This window comes from Streptomyces sp. NPDC006207, assembly GCF_040613835.1.
Taxonomy (GTDB): domain Bacteria; phylum Actinomycetota; class Actinomycetes; order Streptomycetales; family Streptomycetaceae; genus Actinacidiphila.
Window position 1 is genome coordinate 13120 of the sequence record NZ_JBEXSX010000065.1, and the last position, 17947, is coordinate 31066.

The 17947-nt window shown below is 74.1% G+C and carries 22 protein-coding genes and 1 pseudogene; 11 read left to right on the top strand and 12 right to left on the bottom strand.

Going from position 1 to position 17947, the window contains the following annotated elements; genetic code table 11:
• Nucleotides 1-90 precede the first annotated feature (90 nt).
• From ABZ312_RS36165 to ABZ312_RS36185, 5 genes are all read left to right on the top strand, one after another.
• A complete protein-coding gene (locus ABZ312_RS36165) occupies nt 91-1044 on the top strand; it encodes an endonuclease/exonuclease/phosphatase family protein (RefSeq protein WP_500439546.1) in 954 nt (317 codons plus the stop codon).
• A gap of 413 nt (nt 1045-1457) precedes the next feature.
• Entirely contained in the window at nt 1458-2390 is a 933-nt protein-coding gene (locus tag ABZ312_RS36170; RefSeq protein WP_500439547.1) for a hypothetical protein, read from the top strand.
• Between the two features lie 224 nt (nt 2391-2614).
• On the top strand, nt 2615-4186 hold the full coding sequence (locus ABZ312_RS36175; RefSeq protein ID WP_500329557.1) for an alpha/beta hydrolase: 1572 nt from the start codon (nt 2615-2617) through the stop codon (nt 4184-4186).
• Between the two features lie 136 nt (nt 4187-4322).
• The gene (locus ABZ312_RS36180; protein WP_500439549.1) at nt 4323-5207 is read left to right on the top strand and encodes a DMT family transporter; all 885 of its coding nucleotides are present in this window, start codon (nt 4323-4325) and stop codon (nt 5205-5207) included.
• Nucleotides 5208-5312: 105 nt separating this feature from the next.
• The gene (locus ABZ312_RS36185) at nt 5313-5876 is read left to right on the top strand and encodes an Rv1733c family protein (RefSeq protein ID WP_500439551.1); all 564 of its coding nucleotides are present in this window, start codon (nt 5313-5315) and stop codon (nt 5874-5876) included.
• A 6-nt stretch (nt 5877-5882) separates the two neighbouring features.
• On the opposite strand, the gene ABZ312_RS36190 is transcribed toward ABZ312_RS36185, so the two are convergent.
• A complete protein-coding gene (locus tag ABZ312_RS36190) occupies nt 5883-6098 on the bottom strand; it encodes a hypothetical protein (RefSeq protein ID WP_499509473.1) in 216 nt (71 codons plus the stop codon).
• Between the two features lie 153 nt (nt 6099-6251).
• Nucleotides 6252-6374, bottom strand: coding sequence for a hypothetical protein (locus ABZ312_RS36195; protein ID WP_500329562.1), 123 nt, complete (start codon nt 6372-6374; stop codon nt 6252-6254).
• A gap of 401 nt (nt 6375-6775) precedes the next feature.
• Here ABZ312_RS36195 and ABZ312_RS36200 point away from each other — a divergent pair, with 401 nt between their 5' ends.
• The 3 genes from ABZ312_RS36200 (at nt 6776) to ABZ312_RS36210 (ending at nt 8333) form a co-directional block, all read left to right on the top strand.
• Nucleotides 6776-7183 carry an ArsR/SmtB family transcription factor gene (locus tag ABZ312_RS36200; protein ID WP_500329564.1) on the top strand — a complete coding sequence of 136 codons (408 nt, stop codon included), beginning with the start codon at nt 6776-6778 and terminating at the stop codon, nt 7181-7183.
• Nucleotides 7180-7818 carry an SRPBCC family protein gene (locus tag ABZ312_RS36205; RefSeq protein WP_500329565.1) on the top strand — a complete coding sequence of 213 codons (639 nt, stop codon included), beginning with the start codon at nt 7180-7182 and terminating at the stop codon, nt 7816-7818. The genes ABZ312_RS36200 and ABZ312_RS36205 overlap by 4 nt, the downstream gene beginning before the upstream one ends.
• 68 nt (nt 7819-7886) lie before the next feature.
• Nucleotides 7887-8333, top strand: a complete 447-nt coding sequence (locus ABZ312_RS36210; protein ID WP_500439553.1) for a winged helix-turn-helix transcriptional regulator — start codon at nt 7887-7889, stop codon at nt 8331-8333.
• Between the two features lie 125 nt (nt 8334-8458).
• On the opposite strand, the gene ABZ312_RS36215 is transcribed toward ABZ312_RS36210, so the two are convergent.
• Together ABZ312_RS36215 and ABZ312_RS36220 are read right to left on the bottom strand one after the other, a co-directional pair.
• A complete protein-coding gene (locus tag ABZ312_RS36215) occupies nt 8459-8905 on the bottom strand; it encodes a nitroreductase family deazaflavin-dependent oxidoreductase (RefSeq protein WP_500329730.1) in 447 nt (148 codons plus the stop codon).
• A gap of 168 nt (nt 8906-9073) precedes the next feature.
• Nucleotides 9074-9601, bottom strand: a pseudogene (locus ABZ312_RS36220) (alpha/beta fold hydrolase); the annotation flags it as partial.
• Between the two features lie 230 nt (nt 9602-9831).
• On the opposite strand from ABZ312_RS36220, the gene ABZ312_RS36225 reads away from it, so the two are divergent.
• Nucleotides 9832-10425, top strand: a complete 594-nt coding sequence (locus tag ABZ312_RS36225; RefSeq protein WP_500329568.1) for a hypothetical protein — start codon at nt 9832-9834, stop codon at nt 10423-10425.
• A gap of 117 nt (nt 10426-10542) precedes the next feature.
• Nucleotides 10543-12342 (top strand): S8 family serine peptidase, encoded by a 1800-nt coding sequence (locus ABZ312_RS36230; protein WP_500439554.1) that lies wholly within the window; start codon nt 10543-10545, stop codon nt 12340-12342.
• 85 nt (nt 12343-12427) lie between these two features.
• Here ABZ312_RS36230 and ABZ312_RS36235 read toward each other — a convergent pair whose 3' ends face one another.
• The 3 genes from ABZ312_RS36235 to ABZ312_RS36245 form a co-directional block, all read right to left on the bottom strand.
• Nucleotides 12428-13042: a class I SAM-dependent methyltransferase gene (locus tag ABZ312_RS36235; protein ID WP_500439556.1), complete on the bottom strand. Its 615-nt coding sequence runs from the start codon at nt 13040-13042 to the stop codon at nt 12428-12430.
• Entirely contained in the window at nt 13005-14216 is a 1212-nt protein-coding gene (locus ABZ312_RS36240; RefSeq protein ID WP_500329574.1) for a PP2C family protein-serine/threonine phosphatase, read from the bottom strand. Before ABZ312_RS36240 ends, ABZ312_RS36235 begins: the two co-directional genes overlap by 38 nt.
• Nucleotides 14217-14388: 172 nt before the next feature.
• Nucleotides 14389-14820 (bottom strand): ATP-binding protein, encoded by a 432-nt coding sequence (locus ABZ312_RS36245; RefSeq protein ID WP_500439558.1) that lies wholly within the window; start codon nt 14818-14820, stop codon nt 14389-14391.
• Nucleotides 14821-15018: 198 nt separating this feature from the next.
• Between ABZ312_RS36245 and ABZ312_RS36250 the strand changes: the two genes are divergently transcribed.
• Nucleotides 15019-15783: a YqjF family protein gene (locus tag ABZ312_RS36250; protein WP_500439560.1), complete on the top strand. Its 765-nt coding sequence runs from the start codon at nt 15019-15021 to the stop codon at nt 15781-15783.
• Between the two features lie 25 nt (nt 15784-15808).
• On the opposite strand, the gene ABZ312_RS36255 is transcribed toward ABZ312_RS36250, so the two are convergent.
• From ABZ312_RS36255 to ABZ312_RS36275, 5 genes are read right to left on the bottom strand one after another with little or no spacing between them, the layout of a single operon-like run.
• Entirely contained in the window at nt 15809-16207 is a 399-nt protein-coding gene (locus ABZ312_RS36255) for a gas vesicle protein K (protein ID WP_500329579.1), read from the bottom strand.
• Nucleotides 16204-16431 (bottom strand): gas vesicle protein, encoded by a 228-nt coding sequence (locus ABZ312_RS36260; RefSeq protein WP_500359303.1) that lies wholly within the window; start codon nt 16429-16431, stop codon nt 16204-16206. Before ABZ312_RS36260 ends, ABZ312_RS36255 begins: the two co-directional genes overlap by 4 nt.
• Nucleotides 16428-17231 carry a GvpL/GvpF family gas vesicle protein gene (locus ABZ312_RS36265; protein ID WP_500329582.1) on the bottom strand — a complete coding sequence of 268 codons (804 nt, stop codon included), beginning with the start codon at nt 17229-17231 and terminating at the stop codon, nt 16428-16430. The genes ABZ312_RS36260 and ABZ312_RS36265 overlap by 4 nt, the downstream gene beginning before the upstream one ends.
• Nucleotides 17224-17673: a gas vesicle protein gene (locus ABZ312_RS36270; RefSeq protein WP_500329584.1), complete on the bottom strand. Its 450-nt coding sequence runs from the start codon at nt 17671-17673 to the stop codon at nt 17224-17226. Before ABZ312_RS36270 ends, ABZ312_RS36265 begins: the two co-directional genes overlap by 8 nt.
• A 14-nt stretch (nt 17674-17687) precedes the next feature.
• Nucleotides 17688-17942, bottom strand: coding sequence for a gas vesicle protein GvpG (locus tag ABZ312_RS36275; protein ID WP_018559348.1), 255 nt, complete (start codon nt 17940-17942; stop codon nt 17688-17690).
• Nucleotides 17943-17947 lie beyond the last annotated feature (5 nt).

Sequence of the window (17947 nt, forward strand, 5' to 3'; positions counted from 1 at the left end):
GTACCACGGGAACCGGATCACGCGGCCCGGCGTGGTTGCTGCGTGCGATCACTGAGGCGGACGGTTCACGGGCGGGCCGATCACGGGCGGATGGACGCGGCAGGGGACGCCCGCGGATGGCGCGGCCCGCGGCGGTGGGACGGGCTCCTGGTGGCGCTTCCCCTCCTGCTGGCGCTGCTGCTCGTGTGCCACGCCTCGGTGCCGAACGGCCCCGGCCGGTGGGGGAGCCTGCTGGAGACGTTCCTGCCGTGGCTGGGGCTGGGCGTCCCGTTGCTGCTGTGCGCGGCCCTGTTGCGGCGCTCGGGAGTCGCCCTGTGCACGCTCCTGGTACCGCTGGCGGCCTGGCTCGCGGTCTTCGGTGATCCACTGGGCCCGCGCGGCGGGGCCGGGTACGACCTCGTCGCGGTGCAGCACAACGTCAGTGACGAGAACGCGGATCCGGCGGGTACCGCCGAGCAACTGATCTCGGCAGAACCGGACTTGATCGCCCTCCAGGAGCTGACGCCGTCCCTGCTGCCGGACTTCGGCGCCGTCCTGGACGCGGCGTACCCCCATCACGTGCGCTTCGGCACGGTCGGGCTGTGGTCGCGGTACCCCCTGGTGGACGGGCGCAGGATCGACATCCGGCCCGCGGACCTCGGCGAGGACTGGGACCGGGGCCTGCGGGCGACCGCCCGGATGCCGCGGGGGGACGTCGCCGTGTACGTGGCCCACCTGCCCTCGCTCCGCCTCGGCCCGTCCGGGTTCGGCTCCGGCAGGCGGGACGAGAGCGCGGCCCTCCTCGGCGCCGAGATCACGGCCGAGCGGCTGGACCGGGTGGTCCTGCTCGGCGACCTCAACGGCACCGTCGAGGACCGCGGGCTCGCCCCGCTCACCTCGCAGCTGGACGCTCCGGAGTCGGGGCTGGCGTTCAGCTGGCCGAGGCGGTTCCCGCTGGCCAGGATCGACCAGGTCCTGGCGCGGTCCGCGACGGTCTCGGACGTACGGACCCTGCCCGCGACCGGGAGTGACCACCTGCCTGTCGCGGCCCGCATCCGGTTCTGATCACGGGCGGCCCAATCCCACGCCCGCACACGGGGTCTGACGCACCGTCCGAACTCGATCGGGCCTCGCCCCACAGCCATGTCAGGGCACGACAAAGAACGCTGACGGACCATCAGCTTGAGCAGCCTCGGATGTCCCGAAGCTTCGCTGCCCTGCTGACGCAAGATTAGCTGATACTCCGTCACCCAGTTGGACATCTCTTCACATTTTTCTTATTCGGGCCACCACACCACCCCTGACCTGCAGAAACTTCCCGGGCGGCGGCGCGGCCCCACCCCATTCGGCCCTACCCCTCCGCCGGTCTCAGGGTGCGGAGCGGCTGCGGATGATCGCCATATAGGTCTCGAGGACGCGCTGGCAGTCGTGCCGGGGGCCACATCCCGCCTGCCCCGTCCACAAGGAGGTTCAGCTCCATGCGTGGTGCTCGCATCCTGGCCATGGCGACGATGACCGCTGCGGCCGTCATCCTTCCGAACTCGCAGGCCTTCGCCGTGGTCGACGTCAACGTCGCCCAGAACGGACGCTCCGTCACCGTCACCGCCAGTTCGGAGGTTTGCCAGGCGCCCGGCGCGATGGTGAACGCCAACGCCTTCCCGTCCGGCCTGCTGCGCAACGCCCTGTCCCTCAGCGCGGCGACCCCGGGCGGCCCCCTGACCGGCACGTTCACGATCCCCGAGGACGCGCCGGCCAACACGTACACCATCACCGTCAGCTGCATGATCGGCCCGAAGTCCGACCAGGGCAGCGTCGGCACCCTCACCGTTCCGGCTACGACCAGCACGGAGGGTGACCGCGACGGCGGAACCACCACGGACAACAACGGCACCAACACGAACACGAACAACAACACCAATAACAACAACAACGACTACGACAACGGCAACGGCAACGGCAACGGCAACGACGACGAGTACGGGGACGACTACGAGGACGACTACGGCAACTACGGCCGCGGCCACGACCGCGACAAGTGCTCGTGGGGTGGGCACGGCCGGGGCGGCCGGGGTGACGACCGCGGCGGCGACGACAACGGCCGCGGCGGTTACGGCGACCGGGGTGGCTACGGTGACCGCGGCGGCTACGGCGACCGGGGCCGCGACCACGACCGCAAGTGCTACAAGAAGCGTCACCACGGCCACGACCGTGACAACGACCGTGACAACGACAACGACTACGGCAATGACAACGACAACGACAACAACGGCGGCGCGCCCGACACCGGCTTCGGCGGTTCGACCGGCATGAACACCGCCGAGAGCCTCACCGGCGCCTCCCTCCTCGCCGCCGCGGCGGCGGGCGGCGTGTTCCTCCTGCGCCGGCGTCGCACGCAGGGCGGCGAGGCCTGACCGCCCCGCAACCCCCGCGCACGACAGCACGGCACTCCGCCCCGGGCCCCGCACACGGGCCCGGGGCGGGCTGCTGTCCGCCGCCGGCCGGCCGTACGTTCCCGCCCCCGTCACGGCCCGGGCCCGCCCGCCGCGGTTCACTCCACCGGCGTACGCGAACGCTCCCCCGGACACGCTGCGTGGTGCACTGATCACGCACCGGAAGGTGAAGGAGAGACGTGGCGATGAAGGCAGCCCGGACGACCGGCCCCATATCCCCCGGACCCCGGCGCGGGCTCCACCACGCGGCGCTCGTCGCGCTCTGGGCCTGCGCACTCCTGGTGACCGCCTGCACGGCCGGTCCGCCGGGGCGGAGCGCGGGGCAAGGCCCCGCGGGGCCGCCGGGCGCCGCCGCGGCGACCGTTCCTCCCGCACTGGCCGGCTACTACCGGCAGAAGCTCGACTGGAAACCCTGCGCGGACGAGCCGTCGTTCGAGTGCGCCACCTTGCGGGCCCCGCTGGACTACACGCGTCCGTCGGCGGGCGACATCCGTCTGTCCGCCACCCGCAAGCGGTCCACCGGGACCGCCGCCCAGCGCATCGGGTCGCTGCTGTTCAACCCCGGCGGCCCCGGCGAACCCGCGATCACCTCGCTCTGGTCCTACGCCGGAACCTTCTCACCGGCCGTACGGGCCGCCTACGACCTGGTCGCGGTCGACCCGCGCGGGGTCGGCGACAGCACCCCGGTGCACTGCGGTACCGGCACGGCCGGCACCCGCCTGGGGGTGTGGGGCCTGCCCGGCGCCGACGCGCCGGACTTCGCCGCGGCCGACGAGGCGGCACGCGACACCGCCGCCGCGTGCGAGCGCGGCGCGGGGCGTCTGCTGCCGCACGTCGGCACGCTCGACTCGGCCCGGGACATGGAACTCGTGCGCGCCCTGCTCGACGACGAGCGGCTGCACTACCTCGGCTTCTCCTACGGCTCCTACCTCGGTGCGAGCTACGCCGGCCTCTTCCCGTCCCACGTGGGCCGCATGGTGCTGGACGGCGCCGTCGACCCCACGCTCGACGGCGTCCACAGCCTCCTGGGCCAGGCCCGGGGCTACCAGATCGCCTGGGACTCCTTCGCCGCCGACTGCGCCGCCCGCCCGGCCTGCCCCGTGGGTCACTCCGCCGACGGGGCGGGCCGCACCCTGGACGCCCTGGTCGAGACCCTCGACCGGAGCCCGTTGCGGCAGGGCAAGGACGTCGTGGTCGACGGCGACGCCCTCATCAGCGCGGTCACCACGGCGCTCATGGCGCCCGCGTGGGAGAAGCTGCGCGTCGCGCTCGGCGAGGTGCGCTCCGGGGGCACCACCACCGTGCAGGAACTCGGCGGGGCCTTCGGCGACTCCGGTTTCAGCGGTGACGCGTACGTCGCGATCAGCTGCCTCAGCGGCACCCTGGGACCACGGGCCACGCCCGCGCAAGCACGCGCGGCGTTCCCCGCGTTCGTCCGCGCCTCGCCCCGCTTCGGCGCGTACTTCGCGGACCAGTTGTCGACCTGCGCCCACTGGCCGGTCCCCGCGGACCAGCCGGCCGGTGCCCTCACCGCATCCGGCGCCGCACCGATCCTGGTCGTCGGCACCACCCGCGACCCGGCGACCCCCTACCCCGAAGCACGGACCCTGGCCCGCCTGCTCTCCTCGGGCCGGCTCCTCACCTACGACGGCGACGGCCACACCGCCTACCTCAGGTCGGTCGGCTGCGTCGACGACGCCGTCGACGGCTACCTGACGCGGGGCCAGTTGCCGCCCGCGGGCACGGTCTGCGCCTGACGCCCCCGACAAGGGTTCGGGGGCGGCTCGGGGTGGACCCTGATGCCCCGGCGGCGGCGCACACGATGTGCTGGGGGCCCGCGCCACCACCCCCGCACACCAGGAGGAGCCCCATGCCCGTTCGGAGGGTGCTCGCATGAACCCCGGCGTGCTGTCCCTGGCGGCGGCCCTGCTGTCGGCGGTCTGCTACGCGACGGCGGCGGTCGCCCAGGAACGTACGGCCGCCGCCGGGCGGAAGCCGACGGGCGGCCTGTGGACGCTGGCGCTGGTGCTCCAGGCCGCCGGGGCGGGGCTGCACGCGGTCGCCCTGCGGTACGGGTCGCTGACCGTGGTCCAGGCACTGGGCGCGCTGACCCTCGTACTGGCGCTGCCGCTGCACGCGGCCCTCGGCCGGCGCCGCGTGCGGCCCCGCGAGTGGGGCGGGGCCGGGCTGACCGTCCTGGGGCTGGTGGCCCTTGTGCTGTCCACGGCGCCGCCCGGTACGGAACGGGTACTGGGTGGTGCCGAGTTGGTCCTGCTGGCCGCGATCACGGCGGCGGCGTCTCTGGCCCTGACCCGGGTGCCGTGGGGGGCCGACCGTTCCGTGGTGCGCGCGCTGCGCTTCGCGACGGCGGCGGGCGCGGCGTTCGGAATCGCCTCGTGCCTGACCCAGGGTTTGGCGGTGCACCTGGCCGCGAGCGGGCTCGGAGCTGCCTTCGCCGACCCGATGCTCCTGGTGGCGGCCGGCTGCACCGGTGTCCTGGCGATCGCGGGGATGCTGTGGTCGCAGGAGGCGTACCGGGGTGGGCTGGGCGTCGCGCTGGCTGCGGTCACGCTGGCGAACCCCCTGGTCGCGGGGTGCGTCGGCGTCCTGCTGCTCGGTGAGTGTTTCCGGGGCGGCTCGGTGGGCCTGGCGGTGGCCCTGGCGGGGGCGGTGGCGGCGGGGCGGGGCGTGGTGGTCCTGTCCCGGCCGGCACCCGCGGCGGGCCGTGCGCACCGGGTCCCCGGTCCGCGGGCTGCGTCGCCTGCGGTCGCCGACTAGTCGGCAGCCAGGGGGGCGAATTCCCGGCGGGCGGCGGCCCCGCGGGTGCAGCATGTCGGCAGTCCGGTCGAGACCGGGCCGCGCGCCTCGTCCGAGGGGGGTCCCATGTTGCTCTGCGCCTGTCCTGCCGTGCTGCCGTCCCGGTGCCGCCCGTGCGCGCACACCCTTCCGCGGCTGGCCGCCTCCGCGCTGATGGTGCTCGCCGTACTCGTCTCGGCGTGCGCGGGGTTCGCCGTGCACCGGGCGGAGCGCGCGCAGGCCCTGGCCGAACGGGGCCACCGGCACCTCGTGGAGGGCACCGCGCTGTCCTCGACGGGGCCGGTCTTCCATGAGCACGGCATGCGGTCGTTACCGCCGGTGAGCGCCGGCTGGGAGTACCCGCACGGCCGTTCGCACACCGGACGGGTCCCGGTGGGGCGGCCCGTCGAGGCGGGCGAGCCGGTACGGATCTGGGTGGACGACCGGGGCTCGCCGGCGCCGGAACCCCGCAGTACGGCCGGAGCGCGGGGCGCGGGCCTGGTGCTGGGCCTCATGTGCTTCCTGCTGTGGTCGGCCGTGGCCTGGGGCGTGCACCACGCCGTGGGCGCCCTCGTGCTGCGCGGGCGGCTGAGGACGTGGGAGCGGGAGTGGGCGCGCGTCGAGCCGGTGTGGTCCGGCCGGGCGCGCTGACCGGCGTCAGCGGAAGAGCCGCAGGACCCGCAGGCCTCGGACGTGGTCCTCGCCGGGACCCGCCCTGAGTTCCTCCGGGGGTTTCCAGTCGGCGTGCAGGGCGGCCCAGAAGTCGGTCCACGCCTGGGTCTCCGTCGGCCCGCGCCCGACCGCGTCGGTTCCCGGACAGGTGACCACGTAACCGTCGCCGTCCTGCCGGATCGTCACCGCTGGCTCGACCATGGCCACCTCGCGTCCCGGTGCACCCGAATCACGTCAAGGGTCACCCGGTCGGCGCCGACGCGCAACAGCGCTCCGCGTGGGCCGTCCGGGGGACCCCGCAGCGGCCCGCCGCGCCCCCGGGCACCCGGGGCGCGGCGCTGTCCGCCGGCCCCGTCACCCCGCCAGGGCCACGCGGCGGAAGCCCTCGGCGAGGTAGCGCAGCCGCCTCACCACGTAGGCGAAGACCGGGCGGAAGGCCGGGACGGTGCTCCCCGGCCGGTAGGACGTGTCGCTCATCTCGGGCGACCCTTCTGGACGTGCACGGTGTGCGTCGGGGGTGGGTGTCAGTACGGGAGGGGCTTCCCGGACGGTGTCCGCAGGTCGATCGGAGGGCGCGACGGCGCCGGCTTCTTCGGTCGCTGGACGCGGATGCGGCGCATGGTCATCACTCCTTCGGAAACGCGGCCCGTGGTGGGCGGACCCTTCCAGTCCTACGTCGTGGGCACTGTTGCCCGCGTCAGGGAACGTCCCTGAAGCCACCCCTATGCCCGGCATGTCCCTCCTCTCATGGGGTGAGTCCCGCGCAGGGTGCGTCGTGGCTGCTCAGGGACCCGGGGGAGGAAACGGAGATTTCCCTCACAAGCGTCGATACCGGTGGCCAATCTAAGTTCTTGCTTATATAAGCAGCTGCTGCCATAGTGACGGACGTGCATGCATTCGACGTACTCGGGGATCCGGTGCGGCGCCGCATCCTGGAGCTCCTCGCCTCCGGGGAACAGCCGTCCGGTGCGATCACCGAGGTCATCAGCGGGGAGTTCGGCATCTCACAGCCCGCCGTGTCCCAGCACCTGAGGGTCCTGCGGGAGAACGGCTTCGCCGCCGTGCGCGCGGAGGGGACCCGGAGGCTCTACGCCGTCCAGGCCGCGCCGCTGCGCGAGGTCGACGCGTGGCTGGAACGCTTCCGCGGTTTCTGGGAGCAGCGGCTGGACGCGCTCGGCACCGAGCTCGCCCGGGGGCGCCGGGAGCGCCGCCCGGCACAGGAACAGCAGCGACCGGGAACGGGACAGGCCCGAGACCCCGGGAAGGAACGGGAAGACACCGCATGAACATCGTCGACGAGATCAACGCCATCCACCGCGCGACCGGCAGCCGGGAGGTCTCCGGCGAGGAGGCGCGCACGGTGCTGCTGCGCCGTACGTACGACGCCCCGGTCGAGGACGTGTGGGACGCCTGCACCACCGCGGAGCGCATCGGGCGCTGGTTCCTGCCGGTCACCGGCGATCTGCGGCTCGGCGGCCGGTACCAGCTGCAGGGCAACGCCGGCGGGGAGATCCTGCGGTGCGAGCCGCCGGAACTGCTCCGGGTCAGCTGGGTCATGGGCGGGGCGCCCGGGTTCAGCGAGGTGGAGGTGCGGCTGACCGCGGAGGACGCGGAGCGTACGGTCCTGGAACTGGAGCACACGGCCGTGGTGCCGCCCGGCATGTGGGACCGGTTCGGGCCCGGTGCGGTCGGCGTCGGCTGGGACCTGGGGCTGCTGGGGCTCGGGCTGTACCTGGCCGGCGGCGGCATCGGGCCGGAGAAGGCGGAGGAATGGCAGTTCTCCGACGAGGCCCGGGACTTCATGACCCGCAGCAGCCGGGCCTGGGGCACGGCGTACGCCGCCTCGGGGGCCCCCGAGGACACCGTGGCCGCCGCGGTCACCGCCACGACCGGCTTCTACGTCCCGGCACGGCCCGAGTAGCCCCCGCCCCCGATGCGGTGTTTGCTCCGCCCGACCTCTCGGTTTAAAGTCGCAACCGGGAGAGGGCGATGCAGAAGAAGGACTTCAGTGACGGACCGTGCCCGGTCGCGCGGACCCTGGGCATCGTCGGCGACTGGTGGTCGCTGCTGATCGTCAGGGACGCGCTCAACGGGGTGCGCCGGTTCAACGACTTCCACCGCAGCCTGGGCTGCGCCAAGAACATCCTGAGCAGCCGCGTCACCAAGCTCGTGGAGCACGGGGTGCTGCGCACGGTGCCCGCCTCGGACGGGAGTCCGTACCGGGAGTACGAACTCACCGAGGAGGGCAAGGGTCTGCGGCTGGTGCTGCTCGCCCTGCGTCAGTGGGGCGAGGCCAACCTCTTCGAACCCGGGGAGGAGCGGACCACCCTCGTGGACCGGGCGACCGGTCGCCCGGTGGCCCCGCTGGGGATGCGCGACGCCGACGGCCGGCCGCTCGGGCCCGACGACGTCGAGTTGCGGACGCCGGCGCCCTGACGACCCGCGGGTGCCGGACCGCGACGGGGGAAACGTGGTCCGGCACCCGCACCGCGCGCCTGTCCGCGATGACGCCGTTCATGCGCACCGGGCGCGGCCCGGTGCGCATCACCCCCGCGCCGCGCTCAGTGGGGACGGGCCGCCGGCTCCAGGACGAAGACCGGGATCTCGCGGTCGGTCTTCTTCTGGTAGTCCGCGTAGTCGGGGAAAGCCTCGACAGCCCGGTCCCACCACAGCGCCTTCTCCTCGCCGGACACCTCACGCGCCGTCATGTCCTGGCGCCGGGGGCCGTCCTGGAGCTCGACCCGGGGGTCGGCGACCACGTTGTGGTACCAGACCGGGTTCTTGGGGGCGCCGCCCAGCGAGGCGACCACGGCGTACTGCCCGCCGTGCTCCACCCGCATCAGGGGGGTCTTGCGGATCTTCCCGCTCTTCGCGCCGCGGGTCGTCAGGATGACCACGGGCAGGTCCCGCATCGTGGTCCCCTCGGTGCCCCCGGAGCTCTCGTACCGCTCGACCTGCTCGCGCGCCCACGTCTGCGGGCTCGGTTCGTACTCGCCCTCCAATGGCACGGGCTCCTCCTCGGTGTCGGTGGTGCTGTCCCGCCCCATCCTCCCCCGCCCGCCGCCTCGTTGCGACGCGCACCCCACCGCGTACGCGTGCTCACCCGGCCACGTCGTGCAGCAACGGCCGCAGGAAGTCCGCGAGTTCGACCGGATGTGTGAGGTAGGGGGCGTGCGCGCCGGGGATGCCGACCAGCTCGGTTCCCAGCCTTCCCGCCAGCCACTCGGCCAGCGCACCAGTTCCTCCGGCGCGCCCCTCGGCCCGTCCGCCGCCATGCCCCGTTCGAAGGCCCGGTCGAACCGGGCGCGCACCGCGCCGGGATCCGCGCTCACCGACAGGAGCGGGGGCTCGTGGACGATGGCTGCCCGCACCGTCTCCGGGTGGCGCAGCGCGAGGTTGAGCAGGATCACCGCCCCGCTCCCGGACCCCAGGACGGCCGCCGGACCGAAGCCGAGGCCGCGGAGCAGCCCGGCGGCGTCGTCGGCCTGCTCGTCGATGGACGTCGAGGTCCATCGCGGCGGACGCGGGCTGCGCGCGTTCCCCCTGCGGTCGTAGGAGACGACGGTGAACTCGTCCGCGAGCGCCTCGGCCGTCCTGGTCCACACACCCGCGTCGCCGCCCGCCCCGGAGACGCACAGGAGGGGCGGCCCCTGGCCGCGGCGCTCGTAGTGGAGCGCGACCCCGCCGACCTCGATCATGCCCATGGGGATGGTCTTCCCGCCGCGGCGCGCCCCCGGCGTGGGCCGTCCGGGTGAGGCGGCCACGAAGAGGTCGCTGCAGCTCGGCTGCCACGCACCCTCTGGTGGCGGTATGTCACGAGAAGCGCTTTTTGTCCGGTGGTGATTTGCTGCGCATGGCGGCGGACCGGTTCTGGGAGCCCCCTCCACGGAGCCGCCGTCTCATCCCTTTCCGTCACAGCTCAAGGAGGAGCTTGATGTCGGTCTACACCCCCCAGCAGTACGGTCAGCAGCTGCAGCAGCCGCACTGGCAGCAGTCCGGTCAGCAGCAGTCGCAGCCGTGGGCAGGCCAGCAGGGCTACGGACAGCAGGGCATCGGCCAGCCGTTCATGGGTCTGCAGGGCTACGGGCAGCAGCACTTCGGCCAGCCCGGCATCGGGCAGGGCCAGCAGCAGCTGCCGCTGCTGGTGACCGAGCTGTCGCTGCGCTGTGCGGCCACCGCGGTCAACGCCGTGGTCGAGCAGGTGCGCATCGACCCGCAGATCATGATGGGCATCCAGGCGCAGGGCCAGATCCCCCCGCACGCCTGGAGCAGCGTGCTCACCGAGTGCGCCCGCCGCATCGCGCCGGTCGTGCACAGCGCGCTGAGCCAGATCGCCCAGGGCCAGTCGCCGTTCGGCCAGTACGGCCAGCAGTTCGGCCAGCAGTTCGGCCAGTTCAGCCAGTACGGCCAGTTCCCGGGCCAGTTCCAGAACGGTCAGTTCCAGAACAGCCAGTTCCAGAACGGCCAGTCCCCGTACGGGCAGTCGCCGTACGGGCAGCACGTCGGTCAGATGCCGCTCGGCATCTGAGCGGTCTCCCGGTCGGCCGGGGCGGCCCTTGCGGCTGCCCCGGCCGACCGGGCCGTCCAGCCGCGGCAGCGGCGCGGTGTGGTCCAACGCAAGGTGATCGGTGAAGGCGGAAGCGTGATGAGTGAGCAGCAGGGCAACGGCGACATGGCGAAGGGGCACGGCGGCGCCAAGGGCGGCCGCAAGCCCGGTGCCGGATCGGAAGCCGGCGGGGCGAACGGACCGGTCGCGGCACCGGGCGACACGAAACAGGGCCCCGGGCACTACATGGGGATGGCGGGGACGCACGCCGGGCACCCGGGCCGCGCGGCCTGGGGCCGGTACCTGGTGGCACCCCGGCCGGTCCCCTGGCTGACCGCGGGCGTGCCGCCCGTCGAGGCCTCGGCGCTGTTCACGCTGCTCGAGGAGGATCCGGAGGTGGAGGTGGTCGCCCAGGTGCACCCCTCCCGCTCCCGCGGCCTGGAGGCGATCGCCGAACCCCACCCGGTGTGCCCCCCGGTGGCCGTGGTGACGATGCCCCACGAGCGCGCCCGCGCGCTGGCCGCCAACCCCCAGGTGGTGGTCGAGGCCGACCAGCCGCTGGCCTACACGCCGGCCCCCGCGACGCGGCCGGCCGCCGCGGCCGTGGACCCGGCGATGGAGGTCACCCTCCAGGAGCCGCCGCGGATCACGGTGCGCGTGACGAGTCGCGGTCAGGGCGTGCCCGACGCGCAGGTGTGGGCGACGGGCACCGGCACGACGGCGTACGCCGTCACCGGCGCCGACGGCCGGGCCGAGCTCGTCCTGCCGGCCGACACCCCGGCAACCCTCCGGTCCCTGTACGTGCGACCGGCGGGCGACCACTGGCCGGTGCGCACCGGCCGCCCCTTCCCGGACGACGACACCCTGTCCGGCGCCGAGGTGGAGGTGGTGGTCCGCTCCCTGGCGGAGACCTTCGAGGGCTTCCCGGACCGGCCGCTCACCGGCTGGGGCTGGCAGGCGATGCGCCTGCACGAGATCCCCCCGACCTACCGCGGCCACGGCGTGTCGGTGGCCCTGCTGGACTCCGGCGTCGACACCGCGCACCCGGACCTGAAGGACACCGTCCGCTCCGGCGCCGACTTCACCCCCGCCGCCGACGACGCGGGCTGGCGGACGGACGCGACCGGGCACGGCACCCGCTGCGCCGGGATCGTGGCCGCCGCCGACAACCGCACCGGGGTCACCGGCATCGCGGCGGACGCCACGGTGCACGCCCTCAAGCTGTTCCCCGGCGGCCGCGTCGCCGACCTGCTGCGCGCGGTGGATCACTGCATCTCCCACGACATCGACGTCGCGCAGATCAACGTCACCTACGACCAGCCCTCGCAGCTGGCGGCGTGGAAGCTGATGGACGCGCACGCGGCGGGCATCGCCGTCATCGCCCCGGCGGGCGACACCTCCGGTGCGCTCAGCCCGCTCGCCGCCCTGCCCACCGTGCTGGCCGCGGGCGCGCTCGCGCACACCGGCACGTACCCGCCGGACAGCCCGGCGGCCGCCACCCAGCCTCCGTGGCCCGGTCCGTACCCGGCGCCCTTCACGCCCACCGGGCCCGGCGTCGACCTCACCGCACCCGGAACCGCGATCGTCACCACGGCGCTCGGCGCCACCTACACGGTCGCCGAGGGCACCGCCATCGCGGCGGCCCATCTCACCGGGCTGGCCGCGTTGCTGCTCGCCCACCACGAGCAGCTGCGGGCGACGCCGCACCCCCGCGGCGCCGCGCGCACGGACCAGCTGATGGCGCTGCTCCGCGGTGCCAGCCGGCCGCTGCCCGTCACCGAACCGCTCCGCGTCGGCGCCGGGCTGCCCGACGCCCCGACCGCGCTCGGTCTCGCCGCCCCGACGGCGACGTTCGACGCGTCCGCCGACCCCCTAACGGGCTCGTCCTCCCCCAACTGAGGCGCGCCCCGCACACCGGGCGGTGGTCCGGTCCCGTCTCCCGGACCACCGCCCCTCACGCGCCGCCGGCGTCGGGGGCGGACGGTCAGGGCGCCGCGCCGGGGGTGCGGGCGACGGTCAGCGCGACCGAGCGGTCGCCGATCCGGACGACACGGGCGACCGGGGCGTGCAGGCCCGAGGCGGCCGCCAGGTCCGCGGCGTCGCGTGCCGTCACGGGGAGCGGCAGGTCGCGTGCGACGAGCGACGCGAAGGGGCCGGAGGCCCGGAAGCCGGACGCGAGGGGGAGGCTGTACCCGACACGGCCACCAGGCCGCACGACGCGCCGCCAGTCGGCGAGGGCCCGCCCACCGAGGAAGTGCAGGGACGACGCGCACAGGACCAGGTCGAGCGCTCGGTCGGCGCAGGGCAGCGGCACGGCGTCCGCGACCCGCCAGTCGATCGCCCCGGGGGCCGCCAGGCGCTCGGCGCGCGCCCGGCCCGCGGCGATCATGGCCGCGGAGACGTCCACGGCCAGCACCGCGGGGTCGGCGGACGAACGGGAGCGGGCGAGCGTCAGGGCCACCGCCCCGGTGCCGCAGGCCACGTCGGCGACCCTCCGGTCCACCGGCGTGGGGTCCGCCAGCTCGATCAGGGCCGCGGCGACGGCGTCGTGATGGTCGTCGTCATAGTCCGCGGCCAGCAGGTCGAACGCCTGGCTCATCGGCGTCCGCTGCCGTGTCGGCTCCAGCGGGGGTCCGTGCATTTGGTGGCGGTCCTCCCAGGGCGTCGCGCACGATCGCGACCACGGCCATGTCGTCCTGCAGCGGGGCGGAGGTGTGGGCCAGCAGGTCGTCGGTCATCTCCCGTACGAGCTGGTCGGGGCCGCGGTCGCCCCACTCCGCGACCCGGCTGATGAGCGGGTAGAACTCCCCGTCGCCGTTCCGGGCCTCGGTCACGCCGTCGGTGTAGAGCAGCAGCCGGTCGCCGGGGGCGAAGGTGAAGGTGGTGGGAGCGTAGCTGCTCCCGGTCAGTCCGCCGAGTCCCAGCGGCGGCGCCGGTTCGGGGACGTCGAGGGTGGTGACCGTGCCGTCGTGGAGGAGGATCGGCGGCAGGTGCCCGCAGCTGACCACGTGCACGTACGGCTCGTCGTCGGGGATCTCGACGACGGCGGCGGTGACGAAGCGCTCCCCGACGTCGGTTTCGCCCGGCCCGTCCCACGCCTGGGTCAGCTCCCAGCGGACGCTGCCCTCCAGCGACTCCATCAGCTCCGCCAAGGGCGCCTGCCGGTGCGCCGAGGCGCGGAACGCCCCGAGGACGGTCTCGGTGTCGCCGATGGAACCCAGTCCCTTGCCACGCACGTCGCCTATGAGCAGGCGGGTGGCCCGGGCCGTGCGGGCGACGGCGTACAGGTCGCCGCCGATGCGCTCACCGTCGCCGGCGCTGCGGTACGCCGTGGCGATGGACACCGGCCCGGCTTGGCGCGGCAGCGGGCGCAGCAGCACGCCCTGGGTCGCCTGCGACACCGCGCGCAGCTCCGCGAGCTCATGTCTGCGGCGCTCGCGCAGGGCGCTGATGAGGACGAGCAGCAAGGAGAGCAGCACCAGGGAACCGAGCTGGACGAGGACGTTCTCGGTGAGGAGCGTGTGCCGCTCGGCGCCCGCGGCGACGAGGGCGAGCACCGCCGCGAGTCCCGTCAGGGCCCCGTACACGGCTCCGGCGAAGGCGGAGGCCAGCGCGACGGGGATGACCAGCACGTGGGCGAGGTGGATGTCCTCCGGGAGGAAGTGGTCGGCGACCGGCACCGCCGTGATGATCGCGATCATCACGGCGAGGAAGACCCTGCAACCCGATCCGATGGGATCCTGCATCGCCGAGAGACGGGACCCGAGCTCCATGCGGGTGCCTCCCTTCCCGCACCCGGGCCGGGTGCGACCACGACAAGCCCTCCCTCTGCGCGATCTCAACATACGGGCTTTTCGTTTTCTTCCGGACAAAATTCTCGTACGGGAATCCATCATCCGACGTCCGGAGGTATGGGCGGAAGATCCACGGGCACTTTCCGGGGGCTCAGGCGGCCAGCAGATCCGCCCAGCGCCCGCTGCCACGGCTGCGGGTACCGACGCCGGAACCGATGCCGAGGCTGTCGACGATGGCGGCTCCACGGCCGTGCTCGCCTGGGCCGCGGCCGGCGGCCCAGGTGCCGTGCCGCGGCGCGGGCCCGCCGTCGGTGACCTCGACGCGGATGATCGCCGTGCCGTCGGCCTCGCCGCGGCGCAGGCGCAGGGCGACCGGTGGCAGCGCGTGCTCCACGGCGTTGGTCACCAGTTCCGAAACGACGAGGACGGCGTCGTGGACGGCCTCCTCCGGCACCGACCAGCCGGTCAGCACGGTGCGGGCGGTGCGTCGCGCGACGGCGACGGCCACGGCGCGGTGCTCGAGCTCGCACACGTACACGTCGGTGCGGCCGGCCGATGACGAGGTGGCGTACCAGTGCGTCATGTCCATCACTCCCCACGCCGAAGGGCTGCTCCGCAGCGTCACCGGTATGGGGAAGAACCCCCTGTCCGTCCCCAACGGATGCGGGGCCCCGGCACCCGCTCACATGGTGTACCCGGCTGTGACCTCCTGAACCCCACGTGTCACAGCGGTTGCGCAGCGCCTGCCGGAGGCCCGTGGCACGTCTGCGATGCTGGTCGCGTGCCGCCCCCGCAGACCACGCCCGAACCGATCACCGCGGACCCGCCCGACGTCGCCGCCGGCCCGCTGCTCACCCAGTCGTGGCTCGACCTGGCCTTCCTCCACTGGGCGGCCGACCCCGCCGATATCGCGCCGCTCCTGCCGGCCGGCACCGTCCCCGACACGCTCGACGGCGCCACCTACGTCGGCCTCGTCGCCTTCCGCATGCACCGCGTCGGCTGGTTCCGTCTCCCGGGCGTCCCCTACCTGGGCACCTTCCCCGAGACGAACGTCCGGCTGTACTCCGTGGACGCCCACGGGCGGCGCGGTGTCGTCTTCCGGTCGCTCGACGCGTCCCGGCTGATACCGGTGGCGGTCGCGCGCGCCGCGTTCCGCCTGCCGTACCTGTGGTCGCGGATGGCGATCCGCCGCGACGGCGACACCCTCACGTACACCAGCACGCGCCGTTGGCCGGGCCCGCGCGGGGCGCACTCGCGGATCAGCGTGCGCGTCGGCGAGCCCGTCGCGGAACCCACCGAGCTCGAGCACTTCCTCACCGCGCGCTGGGGACTGCACAACACCTTCTTCGAGCGGCAGCTGTACCTGCCGAACTCCCACCCCCGCTGGCCGCTCCACCGCGCCGAACTGCTCGAGTGCGACGAGAGCCTGATCACGGCCGCGGGCCTGCCCGCCCCCGTGGGCCCCCCGGTCAGCGTCCTGTACTCTCCCGGCGTCCCCGTCCGCTTCGGCCGCCCCTCCCGCCCGGGCGGCATCCCCACGCCCTGAGCCCTTGCGGCTCCGGGGCCGCGGCTCAGTCGGGCGGGAGGAGCGTGCCCAGGGGCCCGAGGTCGAGGTTGAGGTCGGACATGGACAGGCCGTACTGCACGCACAGGCCTTCCATGCGGTCGTGGAGGATCATCAACGTGGCGCCGAGGCGTTCCTCCTCCTCCTCGGTGAGGTCGCCCGCGTCGACGCGGTGGAGGGCCTGGCGTTCCATGAGCTGGCGGAGGAGTTCGACGAGGGTCAGGACGAGTTTCATCAGGTCGCGTTCGACCGTGTCGGGGTCGGTGCTGATGCGGCGCGCGGGGCGGGGGGACGGGGTGTCGCGCGGGACGGCGGGGAGCAGGCGGAAGGCGCGGGCGGCTGCGTCGGCGACCTCGCCGAGGCGGTCCGGGGGGTGGGCGTCGCCGGGGAGCGCCGGGGGTGTCATGGGCCGGGCCCCGGGCCCCACGGGGAGGGGGTGCGCTCGCTGACGGAGACGATCAGGGCGCGCAGGGAGATGCGGACGAGGTCGATGTCGGCGATGGAGAGCACCACGTCGCCGGTGAGGACGACGCCGCCGCTCAGGAGGCGGTCGAGCAGGTCGACGAGGGCCACCTGACGCTCCGCCAGGGGTTCGGGGGTCCGTTCGGGGGTCCGGTCGGCGGCGGTCACGGCGGCACGTCCGCCACGTCCGCGTCGGGGAGGGCGGCGAACGAGTACGGGGCCCAGGGGCCGGTGACGTCGACGCGCACCCCGGGCAGTCCTTCGCCGGCGGCGAGGACGCGGGCGCGGAAGGCCTCGGCCTGCTCGTCCGCGAGGAGGAAGGCGTCGTTGAGGACGTTCTCCCCCGCGCCGGCGGCGAGTTGCCCCTGCTGCACGCGGTGCCGGGCGTGCCCGGTGGCCAGTTCGCGGCCGATCGTCTCGACGCGTGCGGCGGCCTCCTCCGCCGCGCGGTAGGCCTCGTCGCGGGAGTGCCGCTGGGCGCGGCGGGCACGCAGGTAGGCGCGGCCAGGGCTGAGGTCCTCGCCGGCGCCGGCTCCGGCGGGGCCCGCGGACGCAGCCGCCGGGGCCTCCACGTAGATCTTGACCCCCCATTCGAGGTGTCCTGCGAGCCGCTCCAGGACCTGCGTGAACGCCGCGTCGTCGTCCCGCAGCACGGCCAGGACGCGTGCGTCGTCCAGGTAGACCGTGGCCAGCCGCAGGGGCAGCACGGTGGTGTGCGCCGAGAGCGCCTCGATGACGGTGTGGTGGGCGCGGGCGACGGTCTCCAGCCAGTCCAGGTCCTCCAGGTGGCGGCGGAGGGCGTCCTCCCGGAAGTCCGCGGCGGGCACCGGGCTGACGGCCGCGGCCAGCGGACCCGACGTCACGAGCCCCACCGGTGCCCCGGCGACGCCCGTCAGCGCGGCCAGGGCGCCCTCCGGAACGCCGCCGCCGCGCAGCACGGCGTACGCGTAGCTGACCCGGTCATCCATCGTCCGTCCCGGGATCGCCGCCGCGGCGGTGCGTCGCCGAGGAGGACCGCGTGCGGTGGCGGGAGGCCACGCTGCCCCGCGGCGTGTCCGTCAGCTCCCGCCCTTCCTTCAGTGCTTCGATCTCCTCGCGCAGCCTGCGGTTCTCCTGCGCGAGCGAACTCTCCCCGTGGGCCCGGGAGGACAGCGACGGATCGTGCTCCCACCAGTCGATGCCCATCTCCTTGGCCTTGTCGACGGAGGCCACCAGCAGTCGCAGCTTGATGGTGAGCAGTTCGATGTCGAGCAGGTTGATCTGGATGTCGCCGGCGATGACGATGCCCTTGTCCAGGACCCGCTCGAGGATGTCCGCCAGGTTGGCCGAGGACCCCTGCCCTTGGGCGTACTGCTGGGGAGCGGCCCTCGTGGGGTACGAGCCGAGCCGGCCCGCCGGGGAATCCGTCACTGCGTCACCTCGTCTCAGGGCGCGGGCTCACCGCGCCGGAAGGCCGCGATCTCGTCGAGCCGGTCGAGCAGTTCCTCCTCGCGGGCCTCGAAGGTCTCCTCGTCGATCCGTCCGGCGAGGAGCTCCTTCTCCAGGGCGGCGAGTTCGCGTTCGACGGGCTCGGGGTCGTAGTACTCCTGCTCCGCGGCCTCCAGTACGCGCTCGACCACCCAGCCCACCCCGCGCACCGGCGCCAGGGGGAGGGTGACGATCTGGGTGAACAGTCCCATGGGGG